The sequence below is a fragment of the Mesorhizobium sp. LNHC209A00 genome (assembly GCF_000502915.1).
Taxonomy (GTDB): domain Bacteria; phylum Pseudomonadota; class Alphaproteobacteria; order Rhizobiales; family Rhizobiaceae; genus Mesorhizobium.
Genome location: NZ_AYWT01000005.1, coordinates 100,905 through 122,154 on the forward strand (window position 1 = coordinate 100,905; position 21,250 = coordinate 122,154).

Below are 21,250 nucleotides of genomic sequence, written 5' to 3' on the forward strand. Positions count from 1 at the left end.
TTGCAGGAACCAAGCAAGCGGCTGGCCGCCGTGAGAACAAGGAAGAAGCTCATGTCGAGACATGGTTTGTTGGCGGCGGTGGTCGCATCGCTTATCCTGGGGACAACCGGGGCGATGGCCCAGGAGCAACCGGCCGGCTCTTCTCCAGCGGTTGAGGCCCCTGCCGCGCCGGTACAAGCAGCACCAGCTGCCATGGCGCCCGCGCAGCCAGCCGGCCAGCCGAGCGCGACAGCGCCGGCCGAGGCCGCGCCTGCCGGAGCGATGGACCTGAACCTGCCGCATGACCTGTCGCCATGGGGCATGTTCAAGGCGGCCGACATCATAGTGAAGGCGGTGATGACTGGACTGGCCTTCGCGTCGCTCGTCACCTGGACGACATGGCTGGCCAAATCGCTGGAGATTTTCGACGGCAAGCTGCGCCTCCGCCGTGCCGTCCTGGCGATCGGCGATGCCGCGACGCTGAAGCAGGCGAGCCGCGCGCTCGACCGCGGTGGCGGCCCCGGCGCGCTCCTGGTGCGGGCAGCGGAAGAAGAGGCCGCGCTTTCGGCCGATGCGCTCGACCATGTCGGCGGTGACGGACTGAAGGAACGGGTCAGCTCGCGCCTGTCGCGCATCGAGGCGGCTGCGTCGCGGCGCATGTCGCGCGGCACTGGCCTTCTGGCGACGATTGGTTCCACCGCGCCTTTCGTCGGCCTGTTCGGCACCGTCTGGGGCATCATGAACGCCTTCATCAGCATCTCGCGGGCCCAGACCACCAATCTCGCCGTGGTCGCGCCGGGCATCGCCGAAGCGCTGCTGGCCACCGCGATGGGTCTCGTCGCGGCCATCCCAGCTGTGGTGATCTACAACGTCTTCGCCCGCTCGATAGCCGGCTACCGGCAGATCCTCGCCGACGCCTCGGCCGGCGTCGAACGGCTGGTCAGCCGCGACCTCGATTTCCGCGCGATAGCGCCGGCGACAGCCTTGGCGGCGGAGTAGCGGGAGCGACGCCATGAGGAGCAGAATTCGACAGACGCTGGACGACGACCTCGAGGAAAGCCACGAGATCAACGTCACGCCCTTCATCGATGTCATCCTTGTGCTCCTGATCATCTTCATGGTCGCCGCACCGCTGGCGACGGTGGATGTCAATGTCGACCTGCCCGGCTCGACCGCGACGCCGGCGCCGCGACCGGAGACGCCGCTGTTCCTGACGCTGAAGGACGATCTCAGCCTAACGATCGGCAACGACACGGTGCCGCGCCCGGCTTTTGCCGCCACGCTCGGCAGCCGTACCAAGGGCGACAAGCGGACGCGGATATTCCTGCGCGCCGACAAGGCGGTCGCCTATGGCGACCTGATGGAGGCGATGAACCTGCTGCGGGCAGCCGGCTATCTGAAGATCGCGCTGGTCGGTCTGGAGGCCGCGCCGACCGGTGATATCGCCGCGCCGGCGCCAGGCAAAACGGCCGCTCCATGACGCAATCGGCCGCCTCGCCCACGGTGGTGCTGTCGCGCTTCGACTGGCGCGACCTTGGCCTATGGGCATCCGCGGCGGTGCTTGTGCTTGGGGCTCATGTCGCGGTCGCTTATGGCGTGCGGAATTTCAGTCCAGTCGACCTGTCGGATGGCGGAGCGCCACCGGCCCTGGTGATCGAAATGGCGCCGATGATGGTGACGCCGGCGGTGCCCGAACAGGCCGCGATCCCCGACGCGGCCATTCCCGACCGGACCGAGCCGGTCGAAGAGACCGAGAAGGCAGCCGAGGCCGAGCCTGACAAGGTGGCCGAGCAAGCGGAGCCTGTTGCCGAGGCCGAGATGGTCCCGCCCAATGAGCCCACGGAGATGACGAAGGCCGAACCGGTCGAACAGCCGCCGCTGGAAGAGGTCGTCCCCAATATTGTCGAGACCGTCGCGCCGGAGGCTGTCGTTCCGCTGCCGGGGGCAAAGCCCATGGAGCGGCGCAAGGAAAAGAGACCGGCCGAAGCCAAGGTCAAAAAGCCGGTCGACAAGCCAAGGCCAAGGCCGAAGAAGAAAAAGGCCGAGCCACCGAAGACGGCAAGTGCCGCGAGCGCCGAGGCCGGGGCTGCGGCCAAGGCGGCGGCGCCGAGATCGGCGGCCGGGCTCTCGGGTGTCAGCCCGGCCAAATGGGAATCGCGGCTGACGGCGTGGATCAATCGCCACAAGCGCTACCCAAGCGCCGCGAAATCCCGGCGCGCGCAGGGTAATGTGAACGTGACTTTCACAATGGACCCATCCGGCCGGGTCCTGTCGGCCCGGGTCGCCCGTTCGTCCGGCGATGCCGAGCTCGACCGAGCCGCGTTGGCGGTGCTGCAGGGCGCGACCGTGCCGGCGCCGCCGGCGGAACTCGGCCCGCGCGTCAGGCGTACAGCGCCATTCGTGTTCAGTTTGCGGGACTAATGCATGTGGGTCGGCGGCCGCGTTTCTCAGCAGCGGCAGCAAGCTTTGCAGCGTATCGAGCGTCTCCCAACGGCTCGGCCGCGAGCCAGCCGTGCCGCAAGGCCGACAATTGCGTCTCGCTACGCTGTTCTTGGCTGAGCGTGGTTGTCTTTCGCGTGTGCCTTGGGGTGCATCGGGTTGCCGCTGAGTTGCGCATGTCGTGCTGGCCGTGCGCCGCGCAAGACGTCGAAGGCCTCGGCATAGGCCATGCCGAGCAGATAGGAGATCATGGGGAAGCGGCTTGCTTCGGCCATCTGCACCAGCTCATTGGTCATCGTCGCGATATATTGAAGACTATCGAGCTCTGACTGACGTAAGGCCTGATTTGACATGTTCTGCTCCTGTCATCGGATGGAACTCTAGGAATGCGTACTGGCTGAACTGGACATATTAGGTCGGCTAGTCGACCGGCCGAATGCGGTGTCAAGTTCCGGGGTTGAGAGGGTCAACGGATAGATGGGCGGGTCGGTGAGGCGGTCGAGGCTCAGAAGGCGCTTGACCGCCGAATGGCTCAGCGCCGCCGTCGGACAGGCCGACAAGCCGTGCCTGGTCGCCGCCAGCATCATGTTCTGGCCAATATGGCCCGCCTCGATCAGCACGACGCGGTAGGCGTTGGCGTGACCATGTTTCCACATCGTGCGGTCGAGCCTGGCATAAAGCAGGATCAGGCACGGGCATGGCGCGTTGTTCACTTCTTGGTCATTTTCCCACATTTCCCGACCCCAAGGGATTTGTCGAAAGACCCCGGAAAGGGATCCGCGAGAAGAAAGGTAAGGTCGGGAGAGTTAATGGTCTGTTAAAATTGTAGTAAATCCAATATCAGCTAAAATATCTTTCTTGTGGGAAAGTCTAAAAAAATCGATTTTACTGAGACATGGAGCAGGCAATCGCTAGCTTACGCTTTTTCGGGATATTCTTGTTCTTATCCAGCGTAAGCAAGCGGCTAGGCCAGCCCGTCCCGAGCGAGGCCGACGACGAGTTGGTCGAGGCTGGGATCGTCGAGCCTGACGGCATGCGCCATGCGGATCGCATGCCTGGGCCTGATATTGGACCTATCCTGCCGCATGATGACGGACACGAATGCCGGCGCGGCTTCGGTCAGAAGCATGGCCTTGCCCGTCAGCACCGGTTCGGCGATAGGCGCCCATTGCACCGAGATCAGCGACGGCTCGCCTGTCTGGCGGCGGTTGACGCCGCTGAAATAGATCCAGTTAAGGCGCGAGATCGCCACCCCACAATGATTGCCGCGTCCCCGCGCCCATGCCGAGCCACGATGCTCCGACCATCCGGTGACCCTGCGGAACGTGACCAGCTCGGCCTCACGCCGCACGAAGGTCACCGACCGCATCAGCAGATCGGAGCGGGTCGGAATTGAAAAATAGGTGAAATAGATGCCGCCGGCGATCGACGGGGCGGGTGGGGCGGATCATCTGGGTGACAGGCTTTCGAAAATCGGCGGCAGGCCGAGAGCCGCCGGCTCGGGGATGCCGGGGTCCCGGTACAGTTCGGCTTCTTCGACGTGCAGGTAGTCGCAGATCAGCTTGGCCCTTGCAGAGCCGCCTGAGATTTGCAGCGAGGTTCTCGCGAATGGACACTTTTTGCTTCCCCCAGCGCCTCCAGAGGCCGATCACACTCCAGCACCACCCGCTCATGGCTATGGTCTCCAGCCTCGCCGCTGACGGCTCCAACACCACCACCATGACTTACCAGAACCTCGCAACAATCATGTCGCGGGGACCACCAACTTTGAAGGAACAACCTATGTCCAGATACAGCGAAGAACAGATGAGCGGCAGCGCACGCCACACCTACAGCGAACCGACCGAGCAGGAACGAGCCTTGATGGCGATGTCCACGACCCAGCGAGAGGAGCTTATTGACCGGATGCGCTATGACGCGGCCCGAGCGACCCACCTAGAGAAAGAGGCCCGCATGAAGGCCCAGATTGCAGCAGCGACCGAGGTCTCTTTAGCCGGCAACCATTGGTATCAGGCACAGCAGCGGGGCCAACTCAGCCAGCGCGTCTCCGTCACCAACGGCCAGACCACTGTGGAGCAGCTTAATGCCAAGGCTCCTCCCTCCAATAGCAGCGCCTTTGCCGTCCCGCCGCGCGCCCTTGTCGACAGCCTTCGGGTGACCATCGGCGGCATTCAGCTTGGACCCAAGCAGGCCCGGCAGATGGCTGAAGATGGCGAGATCAGCATGGAGGACTACGGCGAGGCGGTCGCGCGGGCCGTTGCGCCTTATGGCTATGGGTCTTTCCGATAAGCTCGACCGTCCAAGAACAGCCTCGGGGTGACAATCCCGAGGTGGCGGTTGAGCATGATGCTGATGACGACGCGGGCGACGACCTGACGCCAGAGCAGAAGGCGGAGAAGACCCATCAAGAGCTTTCTGATGGCGCTGACAGGGCCTTGAACCGATGGGCGGAAGCGCAGCCGGTTGAAGTTCAACAGGCCGTGGTCGACACCTTCGCGGAAACAGGGGTCATCGACTTTGAAGCGGCAGGCGTGGACCAGCTTGAGGCCCAGGTGGTCGAGGCTGCGTTCACCCAGCGGCTCGTTAGGAGAGTCCTTGCGCCACTCGGGCTGACCCTCGAAAGCTGGTCTGAGCACATCGACGAGGCCGAGTTGCCAGAGTTCAGGCGGGCCGTTGTGCGTGGGGACTGGGCGTTGCTCACCCGACATGCTCAGGCTGCTGCGAAGATGCGTCTCGACCTCGGCATATAGCAGCACCACCATCCCGAAGGGGGGTTAGGTCGCCATCTCCGGTGAACCATTTGCCCCAAGCTCACAGCCCCCTTCGGGCTCTCCCCTAACAGGCAAGTACCCTGCGCGCAGCGGCGCTTTGGTCTGGAGGCACATCGTGCGCCCAGATTGCTTCACCGCGTTCAGCGCAGCCTCGGTGGGCCGGGAAACATCAATTCAACAGGAAGGTAATTCAGACAGTGAGCAGAAGCAGAACCCCGCGCGCTCTTAACCCGACTTGCGAGGAAGCAGACAACTATTCCCGCGTGGTCCTGAGATGGGACTTCAGCGAGGCCAAGGCGACCCGGATCATCGAGTGTCGCAACCAAATCCAATGGATCATTCAGTACAAGTCAGGAACGCGCGGCGGTCACCCCTCATGGCGACCTCAGTCCTACTGTCGGACCCGTCAGGGCCTTGAACGGCATTTGCCGGGGATGGCTGAGGAGATCGCCGCAGGGTTGCCGGTCAGGTTCGTTGAGGTGGGAGAGGCTTAGCGAGTTGAGATAATCGTCTCCTGCCCGTAGAGGTCGCGCTTTAGCCGGTTACCACGGGTAGTACGATGTAGTTGCCGTAGAGGGACACAATTAGAAGGAATGAGGCCATGATCACGCCTCCATAGGCAGCGCTGGTCTTGCCTTCAAGTTGTTGCTCTCTGCTGGGCCAACTACGGTAGACAAGGCAGATCGAGAAAAGGGTCATGGCGAACGAGAACCCGAACATGACAAGCTCGAAGGTGTGAAAACTGTAGTGTCGAATAAGAGTGCCGCCAACGACGAGAGGCACACCGATCAGCAGCCACATCCTGACCTGACGCCGCAAATCCCAATTTGCCATGACTTGCCTCGCGATTGATCCAAATATGCCGGTGATCATAGACAGAGAAATTGTTGAATGCCTGAAGGATTTCGGAGTGGTTGGAACAAAGGCGAAGGGCACACACCGGCGACGATGGAGCCGGGATGGCCTGAAACGTGGCCAAACGCGTGGGCCAAACGAAAGAGGTCCTTTCGGCTATCTCACTGATTTCACTGTGAGATATGCCTTCTAAATTCCGCTGGTGGAGCTGAGGAGGATCGAACTCCTGACCTCGTCATTGCGAACGACGCGCTCTCCCAGCTGAGCTACAGCCCCGTCCAGCGGATGGCGCATTTATCGGGCGCCGCGGTTTCCTGTCAAGGCGGCGCTTCACTGAAAAACCGGCTGCCGGTCGCGTGGCGGAACCCTGCCCTTGCCGGTTTGGCGCGTAATGGCTACATGTCGGCAACAATTGGAGTCCGGCATGCTCGCCCTCATTCAAACCATCGTCATGGCGCTCGACCTCTATTGGTGGGTCATCATCGCCTCGGCGATCTTTTCCTGGCTCTATGCCTTCAACGTCGTCAACTCGCGCAACCAGTTCGTCGGCAGCATCGGGAACATGCTCTACCGCCTGACCGAGCCGGCGCTGCGGCCGATCCGCCGCTTCATGCCCGACCTTGGCGGTATCGACATCTCACCGATCATCTTGTTGCTGATCCTGTTCTTCCTCAGGCAGTTCATTCTCACCACGATCGCGCCGCTGCTGCTGGCCTGACGATCGCATGAGCGCGCCGTTCCGCATGCGCGAGAACGGCGTCGATCTGTTCGTGCGGCTGACGCCTAAGTCTTCCATGGACCGGCTCGACCTCGTCGAAACATTGGCGGACGGACGCAGTCACGTGAAGGCGCGGGTCCGCGCCGTGCCGGAAAATGGCGCCGCCAATCAAGCGCTGGAGAAGCTGGTCGCCAGGGCGCTGGGTGTTCCGGCATCGGCCGTTTCGGTCGTTGCCGGCGGTACGGCCCGCCTCAAGACGTTGCGGATATTGGGCGATCCGGAGGCGCTGGTGACAGCTGTCGGAGCGCTTTTCCAAAATTGAGATGCAGGCGGGACAGCGCCCCCTCCGTCCTGCCGGACGCGGTCCTGCGCTGTCGCTCCGGGCGTTCGTCGTTCGGAAAGCAAGCCAATTGGCTTTCCGTCCACTGCGCGGACCAGTCCTCACCCGCTTGGGGCGAATTGGCAGATTTTTTCGGCGCCGGCTCGTCAGTCGCCCAGCGGCAAACGCGGGTCGTCGACCTTCAGCGTGTTCACGCTCTGCTTGATGCGGCGCAGTTTCTCCAGCACCTTCGGGCCGCGTGTCTCGGCGACCGAGGTCACGATCATGTCGACGATCGCCAGCAACGCGTAACGTGACGATGTCGGCTTGTAGATGTTGCCGTCCTCGAACGGCTGTAGCTGGATGACAGTGTCGGCGACCTTGGCCAGTGCGGAGTCGGGCGCGGTGACCGCCACCGTGGCGGCCCCATATTGTTGCGCGACCTGCACCGCCTCAATGACCGAGCGCGCATAGCCGGAGACCGAGAAGGCGACCACGGTGGTGTCTGGCGTGGCAACGGCGGCATACATGCGCTGCAGCTGTCCGTCGATCTGTGCCAGAACCGACAGGCCGAGCCTGAACAGCCGGTTCTGCATTTCGGTCGCCATCATCGAGGAAATGCCACCCGAACCTATGCACAGCACATTGCCTGATGCCGCAAGGCGCGCGGCGACGTCGACCAGCGTCGTCATGTCGAGGTTCTCGCTGGCGCGCTGGATGGCTGAAACAGCCGCTTCGGTGATGGCCGACGCAATGCGCTGTTCGCGGGCGTCGCGGCTCAATGGCTCCGGCGACAGATACTGGCCGCCGATGGCGATGGCTTGGGCCAGATAGAACTTGAAGTCGCGCAACCCCTCGCAGCCGAGATTGCGGCAGAAGCGGGTGACCGTCGGTTCGCTGACGCTGACCCGCGCGGCGATGTCGGAGATCGCGGCCTTGGAGGCGAAGTCGAGGTCGGACAGGACGAGGTTTGCCAGGCGGCGATCCGACTTGGTGCCGTCCTGCGACATCAGCTGCAGCCGCGTGATGATGTCGGCCGGCGTCTTCATGTCCGAGTTTCCGTCGTCATCTCAGCGGCAGGCCCGTCGCCGTGTCGAACAGATGGATGTTGCCTGGGTCGACCGAGACCGGCAGCAGGTCGCCCGGCCGCACCGGCACCCGGTCGCGGAACACGGCGCGCACCGCATCAGTGCCAATGGCGCCGTAGACATGGGTTTCGGAACCGGTCGGCTCGACCACGTCAACCTTGAGCGTCATGGTATCAGTGGCTTCACCGACGATGAAATGCTCCGGCCGGATGCCCGCCTCAACGGCACTGCCTGCCGGCACCGGGTCCCCGGCAAGCGCAAGCCGGCCGCCGCCGACCGACTCGAACCAGGTCGTCCCGGGCGTCGTCTTCAGTGCCCCGGACACAAAACTCATCGACGGCGAGCCGAGGAAGCCGGCGACGAACTTGTTGGCCGGCCTGTCATAGAGCTCCAGCGGCGGCCCGACCTGCTGGATCCTGCCGCGGTCCATCACGACGATGCGATCGGCCATGGTCATGGCCTCGATCTGGTCGTGGGTGACGTAGACTATGGTGGATTTCAGCCGCTGGTGCAGCGCCTTGATCTCGGTGCGCATCTGCACGCGCAACTGCGCGTCCAGATTGCTGAGCGGCTCGTCGAACAGGAACACCGAGGGTTCGCGCACGATGGCGCGGCCCATGGCGACACGCTGGCGCTGGCCGCCCGAGAGCTGGCGGGGATACCGGTCGAGATAGGAGAACAGGTTGAGGACGCCGGACGCCTTCTTGACCTTCTGGTCGATGGCGGTGCGGCTCTCGCCCCGGATTTTCGGACCGAAGCCGATATTGTCGGAAGCCTTCAGATGCGGGAACAGCGCGTAGGACTGGAACACCATGGCGATGTTGCGCTGCTGCGGCGGCAGGTCGTTGGCGCGCGTGCCGCCGATCAGGAGGTCACCGGAACTGATGGTCTCCAGGCCCGCCAGCATGCGCAGCAAGGTCGACTTGCCGCAGCCGGACGGGCCGACGAGCACGACGAACTCGCCGCTCTTGATGTCGAGGCTGATCTCCTCGAGGATCTTGTGCTGGCCGAAGGATTTCGAGAGGTTGCGAAACAGGACGTCGGTCATGGTCACGCTCCCAATATGTCGTCGATGAACGGCAGGCAGCCGGCGGTCAATCCCGCATCGACGGGCATCACCACGCCTGTTACGCCCGAGGCGCGGTCCGAGGCAAGGAAAGCCACCGCTTCGGCGACTTCCGAGGCGTTGACGATGCGGCCGAGCGGATAGAGCCGCTGCAGCTTGCCGATTATGTCAGGGTTCTTGGCCAGGCGATGGTCCCAGGCGGCGGTGCGGATCGATCCGGGGCAGACGACATTGGCGCGCACGCCGCTACGGCCGAGTTCGACGGCGATCGACTTGGCATAGGCGTTGATGCCGGCCTTGGCGGCGGCGTAGGCCGGATTGCCGAAATGCGCGATGGCGTTGACGGAAGAAATGAAGACGACGCTGCCCGAACCGCGTGCAGCCATCGCCTTAACCAGCGGGTCGGCGAAAGTCATCACACCGGTCAGGTTGAGGTCGAGCTCATGTTCGATCGTGTCCGCCGTCAGCGCATCGAGCGTTTCGGCGCGCGTCCAGCCGGCATTGTTGATCAGGATATCGGGCACGCCGTCCCGGTCGAGAACAGCGGCGATCCCCGCCTCGATGGAAGCCCGGTCGAGAAGGTCGAAGACATGCCGCGAGGCAAGGTGCGGGCTCGCCAGCGCCTCCCCGGATTGGTCGCAGCCGACCACCCGCGCGCCCCTGCCGGCCAGCAGTGCGACAATCGCCGAGCCAAGGCCGCCACCGGCGCCGGTGACGACGGCGGTCCTGCCTTCGAATTCGGCTCTCGAAACCACGGCGCTTGCTCCTCCCTCAAGTCACGCAGATGCCGGAGAGGCTAAAGACCAGGATGTAATTTAGCAACATATTAATCCGCTTGCGCGCGGCGAATTCATCGATAATGTAGGAAAGTCACATAAACCTTGTGCCGGCGGCACAAGGAGCGCGAATGCGCGAAACAATGGGAGAGATCGGATGAACCTTGCGAAATGGACTGCCGGCCTGATGGCCGGAATGGGCATTCTGGCCTTCGCGGCGCAGGCAGAGGCCGGCGAAGTGCGGGTCACCGTCGCCGAATACAGTGCCAAGACCGGTCCGTATTTCGAGCAGGTCAAGAAGGAGTTCGAGGCGAAGAACCCTGGCATCACGGTCAAGTTCGAGGTGGTGCCATGGGATGTGCTCTTGCAGAAGCTAACCACCGACATCACCGCCGGCACCAACGCCGATCTGTCCATCATCGGCACGCGCTGGCTGATCGACTTCGTCCAGCAGGACGTCGCCGAGCCGCTCGACAGCTACATCACGCCTGACTTCAAGGGTCGCTTCATCGACACCTTCCTGTCGCCCTCGATCATGGGCGGCAAGACCTACGGCCTGCCGATCGCCGCCTCGGCGCGCGCCATGTATTACAACAAGGAGTTGTTCGAGAAGGCCGGCATAGCCAAGCCACCGGCAACCTGGACCGAATTGCAGGAGGATGCTCGCAAGATCAAGGCGCAGGGTGCTTTCGGTTTCGGCCTTCAGGGCAAGGAGATCGAGACCGACGTTTATTACTACTACGCGATGTGGTCGCAGGGCACCGAGATCCTCAACAAGGACGGCACGTCGGGCCTGAGCACGCCGGGCGCGCTCGAAGCAGCGAAGCTCTACAAGTCGATGATCGACGAGGGGCTGACGGAGCCCGGCGTCACCTCCAACAATCGCGAGGACGTGCAGAACCTGTTCAAGCAGGGCAAGGTCGGCATGATGATCACGGCGCCCTTCCTGTCCAACCAGATCAAGGACGAGGCGCCGAGCCTCAAATATGGCGTTGCCGCCATCCCGGCCGGTCCTACCGGTGCGCGCGGCACCTACGGCGTCACCGACTCCATGATCATGTTCAAGAACTCCAAGAACAAGGATGAGGCCTGGAAGCTGATGGACTTCCTGTTCACCACGGAACAGCGCGCCAAGTTCACGCAGGGCGAAGGATTCCTGCCGGTGAACAAGGAAGAGGCCAAGATGGACTATTACATCAACAACGCGGATCTGGCCGCCTTCACCGCGCTCTTGCCTGATGCCCGCTTCGCGCCGGTCATCCCAGGCTGGGAAGAAGTTGCCCAGATCACGTCGGATGCCATGCAGAAGATCTATCTTGGCGGCGATCCCGAGGCAGGCTTGAAGGAAGCGGCGGCCAAGGCCAACGCAGTGCTGAAGAAGTAGGGCGTATCTCCCTGCGTCCGTGGCGCGCGCCAAATTCAGGCGGGGCGCGCCACTCTTCTAACATGCAACGGCTCGCCGCGTGCAAGCGAGGAAGGTCGATAGGGCAATCCCTCAGGCAAAGGACAAAATCGGCGATGTCGGCGCCGCCCCTCATTGCACTGCCGGGCATTTCTCCGCGTATAGTGACTGGGAGAAAGGCCTGGCGGCAGCCTCGGCGCCATTCCTGCGAGGCCGGAGATTGGCGAAAGCGGTAGCGACGGCGCCCCTCTCCCCGTCACTATACGGGGAGAGGATGCCGGCGGGCAGGTGAGGGGCGGCACTGACGTCGGAAAGAGTTCGAAACCGAGCGCCTAGGGCCAACTGGGCGAGCCAGCGCCACCAATACCTCGCAACATGGTCCCAAATCAGCCGATGCAAAATCGCCTCCTGCCCTATCTCCTGACCTTGCCCAGTCTGTTCCTGGCGGCGGTGGTCATCTTCTGGCCGGTCTGGGACCTGATCCAGATCGCCACGCATGACGTCAATCGCTTTGGTCAGCTGCGCGAGTTCAGCGGTCTTGCCAATTTCGCCGCGCTGACAGCCGATCCCGACTTCGTCGCCGCCCTCTGGCGCACAGGGCTATGGACGGTGCTGGTGGTCTGCGGCGCGTTGCTGCTCTCGGTCCCGGTGGCGATGATCCTCAATACCGATTTCTATGGCCGTGGCCTTGCCCGCGTCATCATCATGCTGCCATGGGCAGTGTCGCTGACCATGACGGCCGTGGTCTGGCGCTGGGCGCTGAGCGGTGAAAGCGGCATGCTGAATTCGGCGCTGATCGGACTTGGCCTGATCGACCACAACATCCAGTGGCTTGCGAGCGCCGAGACGGCGTTTCCAATGCAGGTGCTGATCGGCATATTGGTGACGGTGCCGTTCACCACGACGATCTTTCTCGGCGGCCTGTCCTCGATCCCGGACGATCTCTATGAGGCGGCGGCGCTCGAAGGGGCAACGCCGCTCCAGCAGTTCCGCGAGATCACCTTTCCGCTTCTGAAACCCTTCATCAACATCGCCATCGTGCTCAACACCATCTACGTCTTCAACTCGTTTCCGATCATCTGGGTGATGACGCAGGGCGGGCCGGCCAACTCGACCGACATCCTGGTCACCCACCTCTACAAGCTGGCATTCCGTATCGGCAAGCTCGGCGAGGCTTCGGCGGTCTCGCTGGTGATGTTCGCCATATTGCTGATCTTCACCATGATCTATGTGCGCCTTGCCATGCGGGAGCAACGCGCATGAAGGCCAAGCTGAAGCGCACCGTCATCGCCTGGCTGCTGCTGGCTCCCTTGATCGTGGTGACGATCTTTCCCTTCGCGGTGATGTTCCTGACAGCGGTCAAGCCGCGTACCGAAGTGCTGACGCCGACCTGGTGGCCGAGCGAGTTCCGGTGGTCGAATTTTGCCGACATGTGGGTGGCGACCGGCTTCGGCCGGGCGCTGGCCAATTCGCTCTATGTGTCTGTCATCGCCACCGTCGGCGCCATCCTCATATCCGTCCCGGCGGCCTATGCAATGTCGCGCTTCCGCTTTGCCGGCTATGGAGCGTTCCGCCAGTTCCTGCTGATCTCGCAGATGATCTCGCCGATCGTGCTGGTGCTCGGCCTGTTCCGGCTGATGGCTGCCTGGGGACTGGTCGAATCGACCACCGCGCTCGGCTTCATCTACATGGCCTTCAACGTCGCCTTCACCGTTTGGATGCTGCAGAGCTATTTCGACACCATTCCGCGCGACCTTGAGGAGGCGGCCTGGATGGAAGGCGCCGGCCGCTGGCTGACGCTACGAAAAGTGTTTCTACCGCTCTGCCTGCCGGCGATCGCGGTGACGGCGATCTTCACCTTCATCAATGCCTGGAACGAATTCGTCGTGGCGCTCACCATGCTGCGTAGCCAGGAGAGCTATACGCTGCCGATCCAGGTGTTCTCGCTGGTTGCCGGGCGCTACACGATCGAATGGCACCACGTCATGGCGGCGACGCTGCTGGCGACGCTGCCGGTGGCGATCCTGTTCATCTGGCTGCAGCGCTATCTCGTCCGGGGGCTGGCGCTCGGGGCTGTCAAATAGCAATCCCAGCACCTCTAGGAAAAGTGCCCAGCGGTTTTCCGTCCGGAATTGCGAAACAACAAGAAGTCCACGGAGTTTTCATGCGTATTTTCACCGCCTCGCTGGCGACGGAAACCAACACCTTCTCGCCGGTGCCAACCGACCGGGCCTCTTTCGAGATGGCGTTCTATGCCGGGCCGGGCAAGCATCCGGAAACGCCGACCCTGTGCTCCTCGCCGATCGTGGCGCTGCGCCTCCGCGCGGCCGCCGAAGGCCTGACCGTGATCGAGGGCACCGCCACCTGGGCCGAGCCTGGCGGCCTCGTGCAGCGGCAGACCTATGAGGCGCTGCGCGATGAGATCCTCGATCAACTGAAGGCTGCATTGCCGGTCGATGCCGTTATTCTGGGCCTGCACGGGGCCATGGTGGCGCAAGGCTATGACGACTGCGAGGGCGACCTGCTGGAGCGCGTGCGGGGCATTGTCGGGCCTGAGGTGGTGATTGCCTGCGAGTTCGATCCGCACAGCCATCTGACGCCGAAGCGCGTGGCGGCGTCAGACATCATGGCCTATTTCCTCGAATTCCCGCACACTGATTTCTACGAGCGCGGCGAGCATGTCGTCGAGCTTGGCCTGGCTGCGGCGCGCGGCGAAATCAAGCCGGTCATCTCAACTTTCGACTGCCGCATGATCCAGGTGCTGCCGACCAGCCGCGAACCGATGCGCTCCTTCGTCGACCGCATCAAGGCGCTGCACGGCAAGGACGGCGTGCTGTCGGTCTCGGTCATCCACGGCTTCATGGCCGCCGACGTGCCCGAAATGGGCACGCGCCTCCTTGTCGTCACCGACAATGACAAGGCCAAGGGCGATGCGCTGGCGGAGCGGCTCGGACGCGAGCTCTATGCCATGCGCGAAACGACCGCGATGACGATGCTGAGTACGGCCGACGGCATCGATCGGGCTCTGGCCGTGCGCAAGGAAAAGCCGGGCAAGCCGGTGGTCATTGCCGATATCTGGGACAATCCCGGCGGCGGCGTTCCCGGCGACGGCACCGTCGTGCTGCGCCAGATGCTGGCGCGGGGCCTGGACAAGTTCGGCGTGGCGACGATCTGGGATCCGATCGCGGTGACTTTCTGCCAGGCTGCCGGCGAGGGCGCGGTCATCGACCTGCGCTTCGGCGGCAAAGCTGGCGCCCAGGCGGGCGAACCGATCGACGCACGCGTCAAGGTGCTGAAAGCGGTTGCCGAGGGTTGGCAGAGTTTTGGCCCGAGCCGGGTGACATTGGGGCCATCAGCGGTGGTGCGCATCGAGGGCACCGAAGTCGATGTGATCCTGAATACCAATCGCACCCAGACCTTCGAGCCGGATGTCTTCTCCAACATCGGCATCGATCCGCTGTCGAAAGACATTTTGCTGATCAAGTCGACAAACCATTTCTACGCCGGCTTCGAGCCGATCGCCGCCGAGATCATCTATGTCGCGGCGCCGAGTTCCTATCCCAGCAATCCGGCGGCGACGAATTACACGAAGCTGGCGCGGCTAGTGTGGCCAAGGGTGGCCGATCCCTGGAAGGGTGCCGCGGGCGACGCTGCCAATCTCCCCCACGAACGGCATGATTGCTAGTCACACCAATCCGCGCTTGACCATCATCGCTGCCGGCGACGGCATTTTGCCGCGAAACGCGGTGTAGAGCTCTTCCGGATCCTTCGAGCCGCCGGCGGCGTAGATGTTCTTCCTCAGCCGCTCGGCCAGCGCCGGGTTGAAGGGGTCTCCGGTTTCCTCGAAGGCGGCGAAAGCATCGGCGTCCAGCACCTCCGACCACATGTAGGAATAGTAGCCGGCCGAATAGCCCTCGCCGGCGAAGACATGGCCAAAATGCGGGGTGCGATGGCGCATGGCGATGGTATCCGGCATATGCAGGGTCGCAAGCGTTTCGGCCTCGAAACGAAGCGGCTCTTCCGGCGCGTGGGGCCGTGCATGGTAGGCCATGTCCATCAAGGCAGAGGCGGTGAACTCGACGGTGGCGAAGCCGGCGCCGAAGGTGCGCGTGGCCAGCATCTTGTCGAGCAGCGCTTTCGGCATCGGCTTGCCGGTCTTGACATGCAGCGCGTGCTTTTCCAGAACCGCCGGCACCGTCAGCCAGTGCTCGTAGAGCTGCGAGGGCAGTTCGACGAAGTCGCGGCTGACCGAGGTGCCCGACACCGATGGCCAGGTGACGTCGGTCAGCATGCCATGCAGCGCATGGCCGAATTCGTGGAACAAGGTCTTCGCCTCGTCGACGGACAGCAGGGCCGGTTCGCCCGCTGGCGGCTTGGCGAAGTTCATGATGTTGTAGATCACCGGCTTCGAGCCATGGCCAAGCTTATAACCGGACTTCAGCGCGCTCATCCAGGCGCCGGAGCGTTTTGACGGCCGCGCGAAATAGTCGGCGAGGAACAGGCCGCGCTCACTGCCGTCGGCATTTTTGACCACGAAGACGCGCGCGTCCGGATGCCAGGCGGCGATGCCCTTCTTCTCCTCGAACGTGATGCCGAACAACCGTGTCGCGACGTCGAAGCAGGCGTCGATGACGCGGTCGAGCTGCAGATAGGGTTTCAGCTCCGCCTCATCGAAAGCGAACTTCTCGGCGCGCAGCTTCTCCTGGTAGAAGCGCCAGTCCCAGGCGGCGAATTTTTCGTTGCTGCCGGCCTCGGCGGCCAGACGCTCCAGCTCTTTCTGGTCGGCGGCGGCCTTTTCCAGTGCCCTTTCCCAGACCGGGTCGAGCAGCGCATGCACCGCCTTCGGTGTCTTGGCCATGGTGTCGTCGAGCTTGAGCGCGGCGAAGGAGGCGTAGCCGAGCAGCTTCGCCTTTTCGGCGCGCAGCTTCAGCATGTCGCGCACCACGGATGTGTTGTCTGACGCACCGCCGTTCTGGCCGCGCATGGTGAAGGCACGATAGGCGATCTCGCGCAGGTCGCGGCGGTCGGAGAAGGTCGTGAACGGCTCATAGATCGAGCGCGACAGGGTTACGGCGTAGCGGCCCTTCCGGCCGCGCATCTCGGCGGCCTCGGCCATCGAGCTTTTCACGAAATCCGGCAGGCCGGCGAGATCGGCCTCGTCGAGGAACAGCGCCCAGTCGCGCTCATCGGCCAGCACGTTCTGACCGAAAGTCGTGCCGAGCGACGACAGCTCCTCGTTGATTTTGGCCAGCCGCGTCTTGCCGTCGGCGTCGAGCTTGGCGCCGGAACGGACGAAGCCTTTCCAGGTCTTCTCCAGGACGCGCAGCGTCTCGGGATCGAGGTTTAGGCTCTCGCGGCGCCGGTAGAGATCGTCGATGCGGGCAAACAGCTTCTCGTTCATCGAGATGGCCGAGAAGTGCCGCGACATCTTCGGCGAAATGTCACGCTCCAGCGCCTGGATGGTCTCGTTGGTGTAGGCGCCGGCGCGGCACCAGAAGATCGACGAGACATGATCCAGCGCCTCGCCCCCGAGCTCAAGCGCGGCAAGCGTGTTCTCGATGCTCGGCGTAGCCTTGTTGCTTGATATCGCGTCGATCTCGGCCTCATGCGCCTTCAGCGCGGCGTCGAAGACGGCGGAGAAATCACCGTCGCCAATATGGGCAAAATCGGGCAGGCCGAGCGGCCCTCGCCACGCGGTCAGCGGATGAGCGGCGAGATCGACGGCATTCGTAGAGGGCATGGAGGGTCTTTCGCTGGCGTCAGGAAGGAGGGTGTCACCGATGTAGGGCGCGCTTCGCGAGCCCGCAATATGCCAGTGGCCGCTGCGCCTCAGTAGCCCTCGCAGTTTTCAGCGATTGCCGCCTGAGAATTGGCGGTGATTCGGTTGTCGCTCACCGCGAAGGTTTCCTGCACCAGCATGTCGTTGTTGGGGAAGTCGTAGCAGGCGATCACGGTGGTGACCCCGCTTTCGGTCCTCTCGATGCGATGGCGGATCGCGGCTCCCGCAACCGCACCTTTCCATTCGTCGAGCGAGGCTATGAATTCCAGCTTGCTCTGGACAACGCCGAGGTCGTCAAGTTTGATGCGGACGTCGTCGGCGAGCAGGTCCGCCAGCTCGGTGCGATCGGCGACCATCAGCGCCGAATACCAGCGGCTTATAATGGCGCGGTCATCGGCGCGAGCAGCAACGATCGCTATCATTAGCGCGGCCGCCGTGAAAACGACCGGCCGAACGCTCATCGCCCGGCGCGCCGTACCGTTCATTCCAGCACCGGCCGCTCGAAATCGCCGGTCTCCTTGTTCATCACCCAGAGCTCGCCGGTCGAAATATCGAACCAGGCTCCGTGCAGCGACAGCCGCCCCTTGCCCTCGAGGATCGAGACGCAGGGAAAGGTCCTGAGATTGGCGAGGGAGTAGCGGATCGAAATGCGCTCCAGGGCCGTCTGGCGTTCCGTCGCCGTCATGAAGGTGCTGGCCGACACCGTCTCGGCGGCCGGCGCGATCAGACTCATCCATTTACCGATGAAGTCGCCGGGAGACAGCGGCGCGGAGTTGGGGTCGAGCGCGGCCCGGATGCCGCCGCAGCGGCCGTGGCCCATGACCACGATATTCTTGACCTTGAGGCTCTGCACGGCGAATTCGAGCGCGGCCGAGGTCGAATGGAACTCGCCGTCCGGCTCGTAAGGCGGCACCAGATTGCCGACATTGCGCAAGACGAAGAGTTCGCCGGGGCCGGCGTCGAAGATCGCCTCGGGCGCTGATCGCGAGTCGCAACAGGCGACGATCATGGTCTCGGGCGCCTGGCCTTCGCGGGCGAGCTCGCGATAGCGGCCGCTCTCGGTGAGGTAGCGGCCGTTCATGAAATTGCGGTAGCCGGCGAGGAGGTGTTCGGGAAGATGAGGCATGGGCGGCTAAGGCCTTTCCGGGTTGGAGGCGGCAGCTCGTTGCGGTCGAGGAAAGCCTCTAACGGCAAAAGCCCGCTACGAGCAATGCGGAATTGTAGGAGCTAGCCATAAATGCCATGCGCCAAAGCGGGACGCGCGCTGACATTGTCACGCCCAGATAGCGACCGGTATGCCAAAACCGTCAGCGCTAGGCGGGTCGGGAAACGGCTTCGCGTCGCCGCTGGCGATGCGGCCGGCAATCAGCATCATGCCGGCCGCATCGAGGAAATCGTCAGCGGCCGCACCACGTGGCGGCGGCCGGTCGAGGAAATCCATGTCATAGCCATGCCGGCAAAGCAGCGCCTTCCGCTCCGCCATGCCGGCCGGATTGACGCTGCCCTTGATCTTCTTCGGCAACCGCATGGCCTGATCGTCGTTCAGGCGGCAGAAGGCGACTTCCGGATGCGATTCGAAGATGCGACCGCGCAGTTCGGGCCGCACGATCAGCAATGTGTCGATCTCGCGGATTTTCGAAAAGATGCCGAAGGCCTGGATGGAAACGCCGCGTGGCGGGTTGGATGTGGCCTTGGCCACTTCGCTTGCCCTGATATGCGCCGCGTACCAGGCTTCGATCGTGGTGAAGCCGCTGGTGTCGGCATAGAGCGCGGCCCGGGACGGGATCGAAAAGACGCTGGACTGGCGAGCCCCAAGCAGCGGCCGCACCAGCGCTTCCGGCCCGCGTCCGCCCTTTTGCGAAAATTCCGGTAGACCGATCGGCATGTCGACGGCGACGATCGCGTCATCGGGGATCGCCGCCAGCAGGGCGGCGAACGAAGGGAAGACATCGACCGAAGGCGCGGCGTCCGGGTTACGAAGTGTCGGCCCGGGTTCGCTCCGCACGGCGATCCAGCCGGCCTTGCAGCCATCGGCGCCGACGAGCACGACCTTGGCCGGGGTCACGCCCGGCGGTCCCGCCCCGGATGCGTGAGGTGGCGAAGCTGGACCATGGCCATCGGGTGCGACAGACTCTGCGCGTCGGTTTCGAGCTGCAACTCGTCGCCGCCGCGTTTTGCCGTGCGCGCCAGGATCTCGTAGACCGCCGCCGTCGTGGACTGCAGGGCCTTGATCGCCGGCTGGCCGGACAGGATGCGCGCCAGGTAGACCGCCGCGGTCAGGTCGCCAAGGCCGTTCGGCGGCTTGTCGATCAGGCGATGTTCGGCCAGCAGCGCCTGGGTGCCGTCGAGCAGCAGATTGCCGGTGCCGCCTGACATCATCGACGGTGCCGAGGTGACCAGCATGGTCGATGGTCCGGCATGGAGTGCGGCCGAGATCACCGATTTCAGATCGGGCAGTGGCGCGCCGGCCATCCATTCCAGCTCATAGCGGTTGGGGGTAGCGATGTCGGCGATCGGCATCAGCCAGTCGCGCATGGCGGCGGCGGTGGGCTCGGGCACGTAGAGGCCGCCGGAATCACCCATCACCGGATCGCAGATATAAACGGCATCGGGCGTCCTCGCCTTGACCGCGGCCACCAGCGAGGCGACCGCCTCGGCCTGGCCGGCCTCGCCGAGATAGCCCGACAGCACGGCCCCGACCTCGCCCAGCCACGGCGCGCGCTCCAGATCGGCCATCAACGCCTTGAACTGGTCGAGCGGCGGCACAATGCGGGTCGCGCGGCCATGGCCGGGGTGCCAAGGCAGGGTGACCGTAGGTACGGCCCAGACCGGAAAGCCCAGTGTCTCCAGCGCGAAGACGGCCGCGCGATTGCCGACGGAGCCGCGGGCGACATGGCTGGATATGACGATGACCGCGCGCGGCGCGTCGGTTTTTTCGGCGCTCATTGTTTCTTGATTCCTAGCTGCCCCGGGTGAGGAAAAGCACGAGCCAGACCATCAGGCCCAGCGCCAGAAGCAGGCCGAGTATCCTGCCAACGCGCGTGCCCCAGACTTCAATCGGATCCGTGCGGTCGGCATCGGCCGCCGAGACGTGGTCGCGCACGCCTTTCGTCGTCCGTGCCACGAAAGAATTGCCGGCCGGATCGGTCTCCTGCGCGACGCGCTGGAGGATACGGCGCGATTCACTGTCGCTGTCCTGGCGTTTCGCCATGGTGATATCCCGTTCTGATCGAACCTTATCGTGTTCACCGGGCCAATCACAGGGCCTTGGGGCGGGCACAATTCATGCCGAGTCTGCTTCAGAGACCGAGGCCGTTTTCTTGCGCGCCGATTGTGGTAATGCTTCGGATGCAACTTCTATCGAGGGATCCCTTCATGCTTGTCCAGCGCCTTGCTCGACCATCGACATTTCGCACGCTGCCCGCCTTCCTGATGATGGCAATCGTGCTGCCGCTGCTTGCCGGCTGCGGCTACAACACGATCCCGACGGCGGAAGAAAACGCCAGGGCGGCATGGAGCGAGGTGTTGAACCAGTATCAGCGACGCGCCGACCTCATTCCCAATCTGGTCGAGACGGTCAAGGGCTATGCCTCGCATGAAAAGGACACGCTCGACGCCGTTGTCCAAGCGCGCGCCAAGGCAACGCAGATCACGGTGACGCCGGAAACGCTGAAGGACCCGGAAGCCCTCAAAAAGTTTCAGGATGCCCAGGCCGGGCTGACTAGCGCGCTGTCGCGGCTGATCGCAGTGTCGGAAGCCTATCCCGACCTTAAGGCCAACCAGAATTTCCTGGCGCTGCAGGCGCAGCTCGAAGGGACGGAGAACCGCATCGCCGTTGCCCGCCGCGACTACATCCAGGCCGTCAGGGACTACAATTTGACACTGAAGACCTTCCCGTCGGTGCTGTGGGCGACATTCTGGTTCCGCGGCAACGAGCCCTTCGCCAACTTCACTGTCGACGAGGACAAGATGCAGCCGCCGAAGGTCGATTTCGGCACGAAGCAGGGCGGGTGAACGGCGACCGTCACCGGAACAAATTCCGCTAGAAGACGGACCGC

At 63.6% G+C, this 21,250-nt stretch carries 24 protein-coding genes, 1 tRNA gene and 1 pseudogene; 12 read left to right on the forward strand and 14 right to left on the reverse strand.

Annotated features, from left to right (window positions below; translation table 11 throughout):
- The first annotated feature begins 51 nt into the window (after positions 1-51).
- Genes exbB through X739_RS150800 form a run of 3 tightly spaced genes read left to right on the forward strand, consistent with a single transcriptional unit; the run spans position 52 to position 2,400 of the window.
- A complete protein-coding gene (gene exbB / locus X739_RS150810; RefSeq protein WP_023771826.1) occupies positions 52-978 on the forward strand; it encodes a tonB-system energizer ExbB in 927 nt (308 codons plus the stop codon).
- A 13-nt stretch (positions 979-991) separates the two neighbouring features.
- Positions 992-1,459: a TonB system transport protein ExbD gene (exbD, locus tag X739_RS150805; protein ID WP_023771825.1), complete on the forward strand. Its 468-nt coding sequence runs from the start codon at positions 992-994 to the stop codon at positions 1,457-1,459.
- Positions 1,456-2,400, forward strand: coding sequence for an energy transducer TonB (locus tag X739_RS150800; protein ID WP_023771824.1), 945 nt, complete (start codon positions 1,456-1,458; stop codon positions 2,398-2,400). The genes exbD and X739_RS150800 overlap by 4 nt, the downstream gene beginning before the upstream one ends.
- A 119-nt stretch (positions 2,401-2,519) precedes the next feature.
- Here X739_RS150800 and X739_RS150795 read toward each other — a convergent pair whose 3' ends face one another.
- The 3 genes and pseudogenes from X739_RS150795 to X739_RS01000000166130 form a co-directional block, all read right to left on the reverse strand.
- Positions 2,520-2,771: a hypothetical protein gene (locus X739_RS150795; protein ID WP_023771823.1), complete on the reverse strand. Its 252-nt coding sequence runs from the start codon at positions 2,769-2,771 to the stop codon at positions 2,520-2,522.
- Between the two features lie 27 nt (positions 2,772-2,798).
- Positions 2,799-3,131 carry a nitroreductase family protein gene (locus X739_RS150790; RefSeq protein WP_031247850.1) on the reverse strand — a complete coding sequence of 111 codons (333 nt, stop codon included), beginning with the start codon at positions 3,129-3,131 and terminating at the stop codon, positions 2,799-2,801.
- A 251-nt stretch (positions 3,132-3,382) separates the two neighbouring features.
- Positions 3,383-4,034, reverse strand: a pseudogene (locus X739_RS01000000166130) (XRE family transcriptional regulator).
- A gap of 166 nt (positions 4,035-4,200) precedes the next feature.
- Between X739_RS01000000166130 and X739_RS150785 the strand changes: the two are divergent.
- Both X739_RS150785 and X739_RS150780 read left to right on the forward strand, forming a co-directional pair.
- On the forward strand, positions 4,201-4,707 hold the full coding sequence (locus tag X739_RS150785; protein WP_084569518.1) for a hypothetical protein: 507 nt from the start codon (positions 4,201-4,203) through the stop codon (positions 4,705-4,707).
- A gap of 41 nt (positions 4,708-4,748) precedes the next feature.
- Positions 4,749-5,168, forward strand: coding sequence for a hypothetical protein (locus X739_RS150780; RefSeq protein ID WP_023771819.1), 420 nt, complete (start codon positions 4,749-4,751; stop codon positions 5,166-5,168).
- Positions 5,169-5,723: 555 nt separating this feature from the next.
- Here X739_RS150780 and X739_RS150770 read toward each other — a convergent pair.
- Both X739_RS150770 and X739_RS150765 read right to left on the reverse strand, forming a co-directional pair.
- A complete protein-coding gene (locus tag X739_RS150770) occupies positions 5,724-6,023 on the reverse strand; it encodes a hypothetical protein (protein ID WP_156939373.1) in 300 nt (99 codons plus the stop codon).
- A gap of 221 nt (positions 6,024-6,244) precedes the next feature.
- Positions 6,245-6,320: transfer RNA gene (locus X739_RS150765), tRNA-Ala, on the reverse strand.
- A gap of 148 nt (positions 6,321-6,468) precedes the next feature.
- On the opposite strand from X739_RS150765, the gene X739_RS150760 reads away from it, so the two are divergent.
- Complete coding sequence (locus X739_RS150760; protein WP_023771816.1) at positions 6,469-6,762, forward strand: YggT family protein; 294 nt, start codon at positions 6,469-6,471, stop codon at positions 6,760-6,762.
- 7 nt (positions 6,763-6,769) lie between these two features.
- Positions 6,770-7,084: a DUF167 family protein gene (locus X739_RS150755; RefSeq protein WP_023771815.1), complete on the forward strand. Its 315-nt coding sequence runs from the start codon at positions 6,770-6,772 to the stop codon at positions 7,082-7,084.
- Positions 7,085-7,248: 164 nt separating this feature from the next.
- On the opposite strand, the gene X739_RS150750 is transcribed toward X739_RS150755, so the two are convergent.
- From X739_RS150750 to X739_RS150740, 3 genes are read right to left on the reverse strand one after another with little or no spacing between them, the layout of a single operon-like run.
- Complete coding sequence (locus tag X739_RS150750) at positions 7,249-8,130, reverse strand: MurR/RpiR family transcriptional regulator (RefSeq protein ID WP_023771814.1); 882 nt, start codon at positions 8,128-8,130, stop codon at positions 7,249-7,251.
- Between the two features lie 16 nt (positions 8,131-8,146).
- Positions 8,147-9,217, reverse strand: coding sequence for an ABC transporter ATP-binding protein (locus X739_RS150745; RefSeq protein ID WP_023771813.1), 1,071 nt, complete (start codon positions 9,215-9,217; stop codon positions 8,147-8,149).
- 2 nt (positions 9,218-9,219) lie between these two features.
- Positions 9,220-9,990, reverse strand: coding sequence for an SDR family oxidoreductase (locus tag X739_RS150740; RefSeq protein WP_023771812.1), 771 nt, complete (start codon positions 9,988-9,990; stop codon positions 9,220-9,222).
- 178 nt (positions 9,991-10,168) lie between these two features.
- Here X739_RS150740 and X739_RS150735 point away from each other — a divergent pair, with 178 nt between their 5' ends.
- From X739_RS150735 to X739_RS150720, 4 genes are all read left to right on the forward strand, one after another.
- Entirely contained in the window at positions 10,169-11,395 is a 1,227-nt protein-coding gene (locus X739_RS150735; RefSeq protein WP_023771811.1) for a sugar ABC transporter substrate-binding protein, read from the forward strand.
- A gap of 411 nt (positions 11,396-11,806) precedes the next feature.
- Positions 11,807-12,676 carry a sugar ABC transporter permease gene (locus tag X739_RS150730; RefSeq protein ID WP_023771810.1) on the forward strand — a complete coding sequence of 290 codons (870 nt, stop codon included), beginning with the start codon at positions 11,807-11,809 and terminating at the stop codon, positions 12,674-12,676.
- Positions 12,673-13,497, forward strand: a complete 825-nt coding sequence (locus tag X739_RS150725; RefSeq protein ID WP_023771809.1) for a carbohydrate ABC transporter permease — start codon at positions 12,673-12,675, stop codon at positions 13,495-13,497. Before X739_RS150730 ends, X739_RS150725 begins: the two co-directional genes overlap by 4 nt.
- 80 nt (positions 13,498-13,577) lie before the next feature.
- Positions 13,578-15,098 carry a M81 family metallopeptidase gene (locus X739_RS150720; RefSeq protein WP_023771808.1) on the forward strand — a complete coding sequence of 507 codons (1,521 nt, stop codon included), beginning with the start codon at positions 13,578-13,580 and terminating at the stop codon, positions 15,096-15,098.
- Here the strand turns inward: X739_RS150720 and X739_RS150715 are convergent, their stop codons facing one another.
- The 6 genes from X739_RS150715 to X739_RS150690 form a co-directional block, all read right to left on the reverse strand.
- Complete coding sequence (locus tag X739_RS150715; RefSeq protein WP_023794807.1) at positions 15,099-17,153, reverse strand: M3 family metallopeptidase; 2,055 nt, start codon at positions 17,151-17,153, stop codon at positions 15,099-15,101.
- Between the two features lie 89 nt (positions 17,154-17,242).
- Positions 17,243-17,677: a hypothetical protein gene (locus tag X739_RS150710; RefSeq protein ID WP_023771806.1), complete on the reverse strand. Its 435-nt coding sequence runs from the start codon at positions 17,675-17,677 to the stop codon at positions 17,243-17,245.
- Complete coding sequence (locus X739_RS150705) at positions 17,674-18,318, reverse strand: carbonic anhydrase (protein ID WP_023771805.1); 645 nt, start codon at positions 18,316-18,318, stop codon at positions 17,674-17,676. Before X739_RS150705 ends, X739_RS150710 begins: the two co-directional genes overlap by 4 nt.
- Positions 18,319-18,465: 147 nt before the next feature.
- Positions 18,466-19,257 (reverse strand): DUF429 domain-containing protein, encoded by a 792-nt coding sequence (locus X739_RS150700; RefSeq protein WP_023794808.1) that lies wholly within the window; start codon positions 19,255-19,257, stop codon positions 18,466-18,468.
- Positions 19,254-20,138 (reverse strand): pyridoxal kinase PdxY, encoded by an 885-nt coding sequence (gene pdxY / locus X739_RS150695; protein WP_023771803.1) that lies wholly within the window; start codon positions 20,136-20,138, stop codon positions 19,254-19,256. The genes X739_RS150700 and pdxY overlap by 4 nt, the downstream gene beginning before the upstream one ends.
- A gap of 13 nt (positions 20,139-20,151) precedes the next feature.
- The gene (locus X739_RS150690; protein ID WP_023771802.1) at positions 20,152-20,403 is read right to left on the reverse strand and encodes a hypothetical protein; all 252 of its coding nucleotides are present in this window, start codon (positions 20,401-20,403) and stop codon (positions 20,152-20,154) included.
- 164 nt (positions 20,404-20,567) lie between these two features.
- Between X739_RS150690 and X739_RS150685 the strand changes: the two genes are divergently transcribed.
- Positions 20,568-21,206 carry a LemA family protein gene (locus X739_RS150685; RefSeq protein ID WP_023771801.1) on the forward strand — a complete coding sequence of 213 codons (639 nt, stop codon included), beginning with the start codon at positions 20,568-20,570 and terminating at the stop codon, positions 21,204-21,206.
- The last annotated feature ends 44 nt before the right edge of the window (positions 21,207-21,250 follow it).

Coding starts and splice junctions, on each gene's coding strand:
- X739_RS150715 (WP_023794807.1), bottom strand. CDS start 17,153: ATGCCCTCTACGAATGCCGTCGATCTCGCCGCTCATCCGCTGACCGCG.
- pdxY (WP_023771803.1), bottom strand. CDS start 20,138: ATGAGCGCCGAAAAAACCGACGCGCCGCGCGCGGTCATCGTCATATCC.
- X739_RS150785 (WP_084569518.1), top strand. CDS start 4,201: ATGTCCAGATACAGCGAAGAACAGATGAGCGGCAGCGCACGCCACACC.
- X739_RS150760 (WP_023771816.1), top strand. CDS start 6,469: ATGCTCGCCCTCATTCAAACCATCGTCATGGCGCTCGACCTCTATTGG.
- exbD (WP_023771825.1), top strand. CDS start 992: ATGAGGAGCAGAATTCGACAGACGCTGGACGACGACCTCGAGGAAAGC.
- exbB (WP_023771826.1), top strand. CDS start 52: ATGTCGAGACATGGTTTGTTGGCGGCGGTGGTCGCATCGCTTATCCTG.
- X739_RS150800 (WP_023771824.1), top strand. CDS start 1,456: ATGACGCAATCGGCCGCCTCGCCCACGGTGGTGCTGTCGCGCTTCGAC.
- X739_RS150745 (WP_023771813.1), bottom strand. CDS start 9,217: ATGACCGACGTCCTGTTTCGCAACCTCTCGAAATCCTTCGGCCAGCAC.
- X739_RS150795 (WP_023771823.1), bottom strand. CDS start 2,771: ATGTCAAATCAGGCCTTACGTCAGTCAGAGCTCGATAGTCTTCAATAT.
- X739_RS150755 (WP_023771815.1), top strand. CDS start 6,770: ATGAGCGCGCCGTTCCGCATGCGCGAGAACGGCGTCGATCTGTTCGTG.
- X739_RS150690 (WP_023771802.1), bottom strand. CDS start 20,403: ATGGCGAAACGCCAGGACAGCGACAGTGAATCGCGCCGTATCCTCCAG.
- X739_RS150720 (WP_023771808.1), top strand. CDS start 13,578: ATGCGTATTTTCACCGCCTCGCTGGCGACGGAAACCAACACCTTCTCG.
- X739_RS150705 (WP_023771805.1), bottom strand. CDS start 18,318: ATGCCTCATCTTCCCGAACACCTCCTCGCCGGCTACCGCAATTTCATG.
- X739_RS150750 (WP_023771814.1), bottom strand. CDS start 8,130: ATGAAGACGCCGGCCGACATCATCACGCGGCTGCAGCTGATGTCGCAG.
- X739_RS150685 (WP_023771801.1), top strand. CDS start 20,568: ATGCTTGTCCAGCGCCTTGCTCGACCATCGACATTTCGCACGCTGCCC.
- X739_RS150725 (WP_023771809.1), top strand. CDS start 12,673: ATGAAGGCCAAGCTGAAGCGCACCGTCATCGCCTGGCTGCTGCTGGCT.
- X739_RS150735 (WP_023771811.1), top strand. CDS start 10,169: ATGAACCTTGCGAAATGGACTGCCGGCCTGATGGCCGGAATGGGCATT.
- X739_RS150710 (WP_023771806.1), bottom strand. CDS start 17,677: ATGAACGGTACGGCGCGCCGGGCGATGAGCGTTCGGCCGGTCGTTTTC.
- X739_RS150730 (WP_023771810.1), top strand. CDS start 11,807: ATGCAAAATCGCCTCCTGCCCTATCTCCTGACCTTGCCCAGTCTGTTC.
- X739_RS150770 (WP_156939373.1), bottom strand. CDS start 6,023: ATGGCAAATTGGGATTTGCGGCGTCAGGTCAGGATGTGGCTGCTGATC.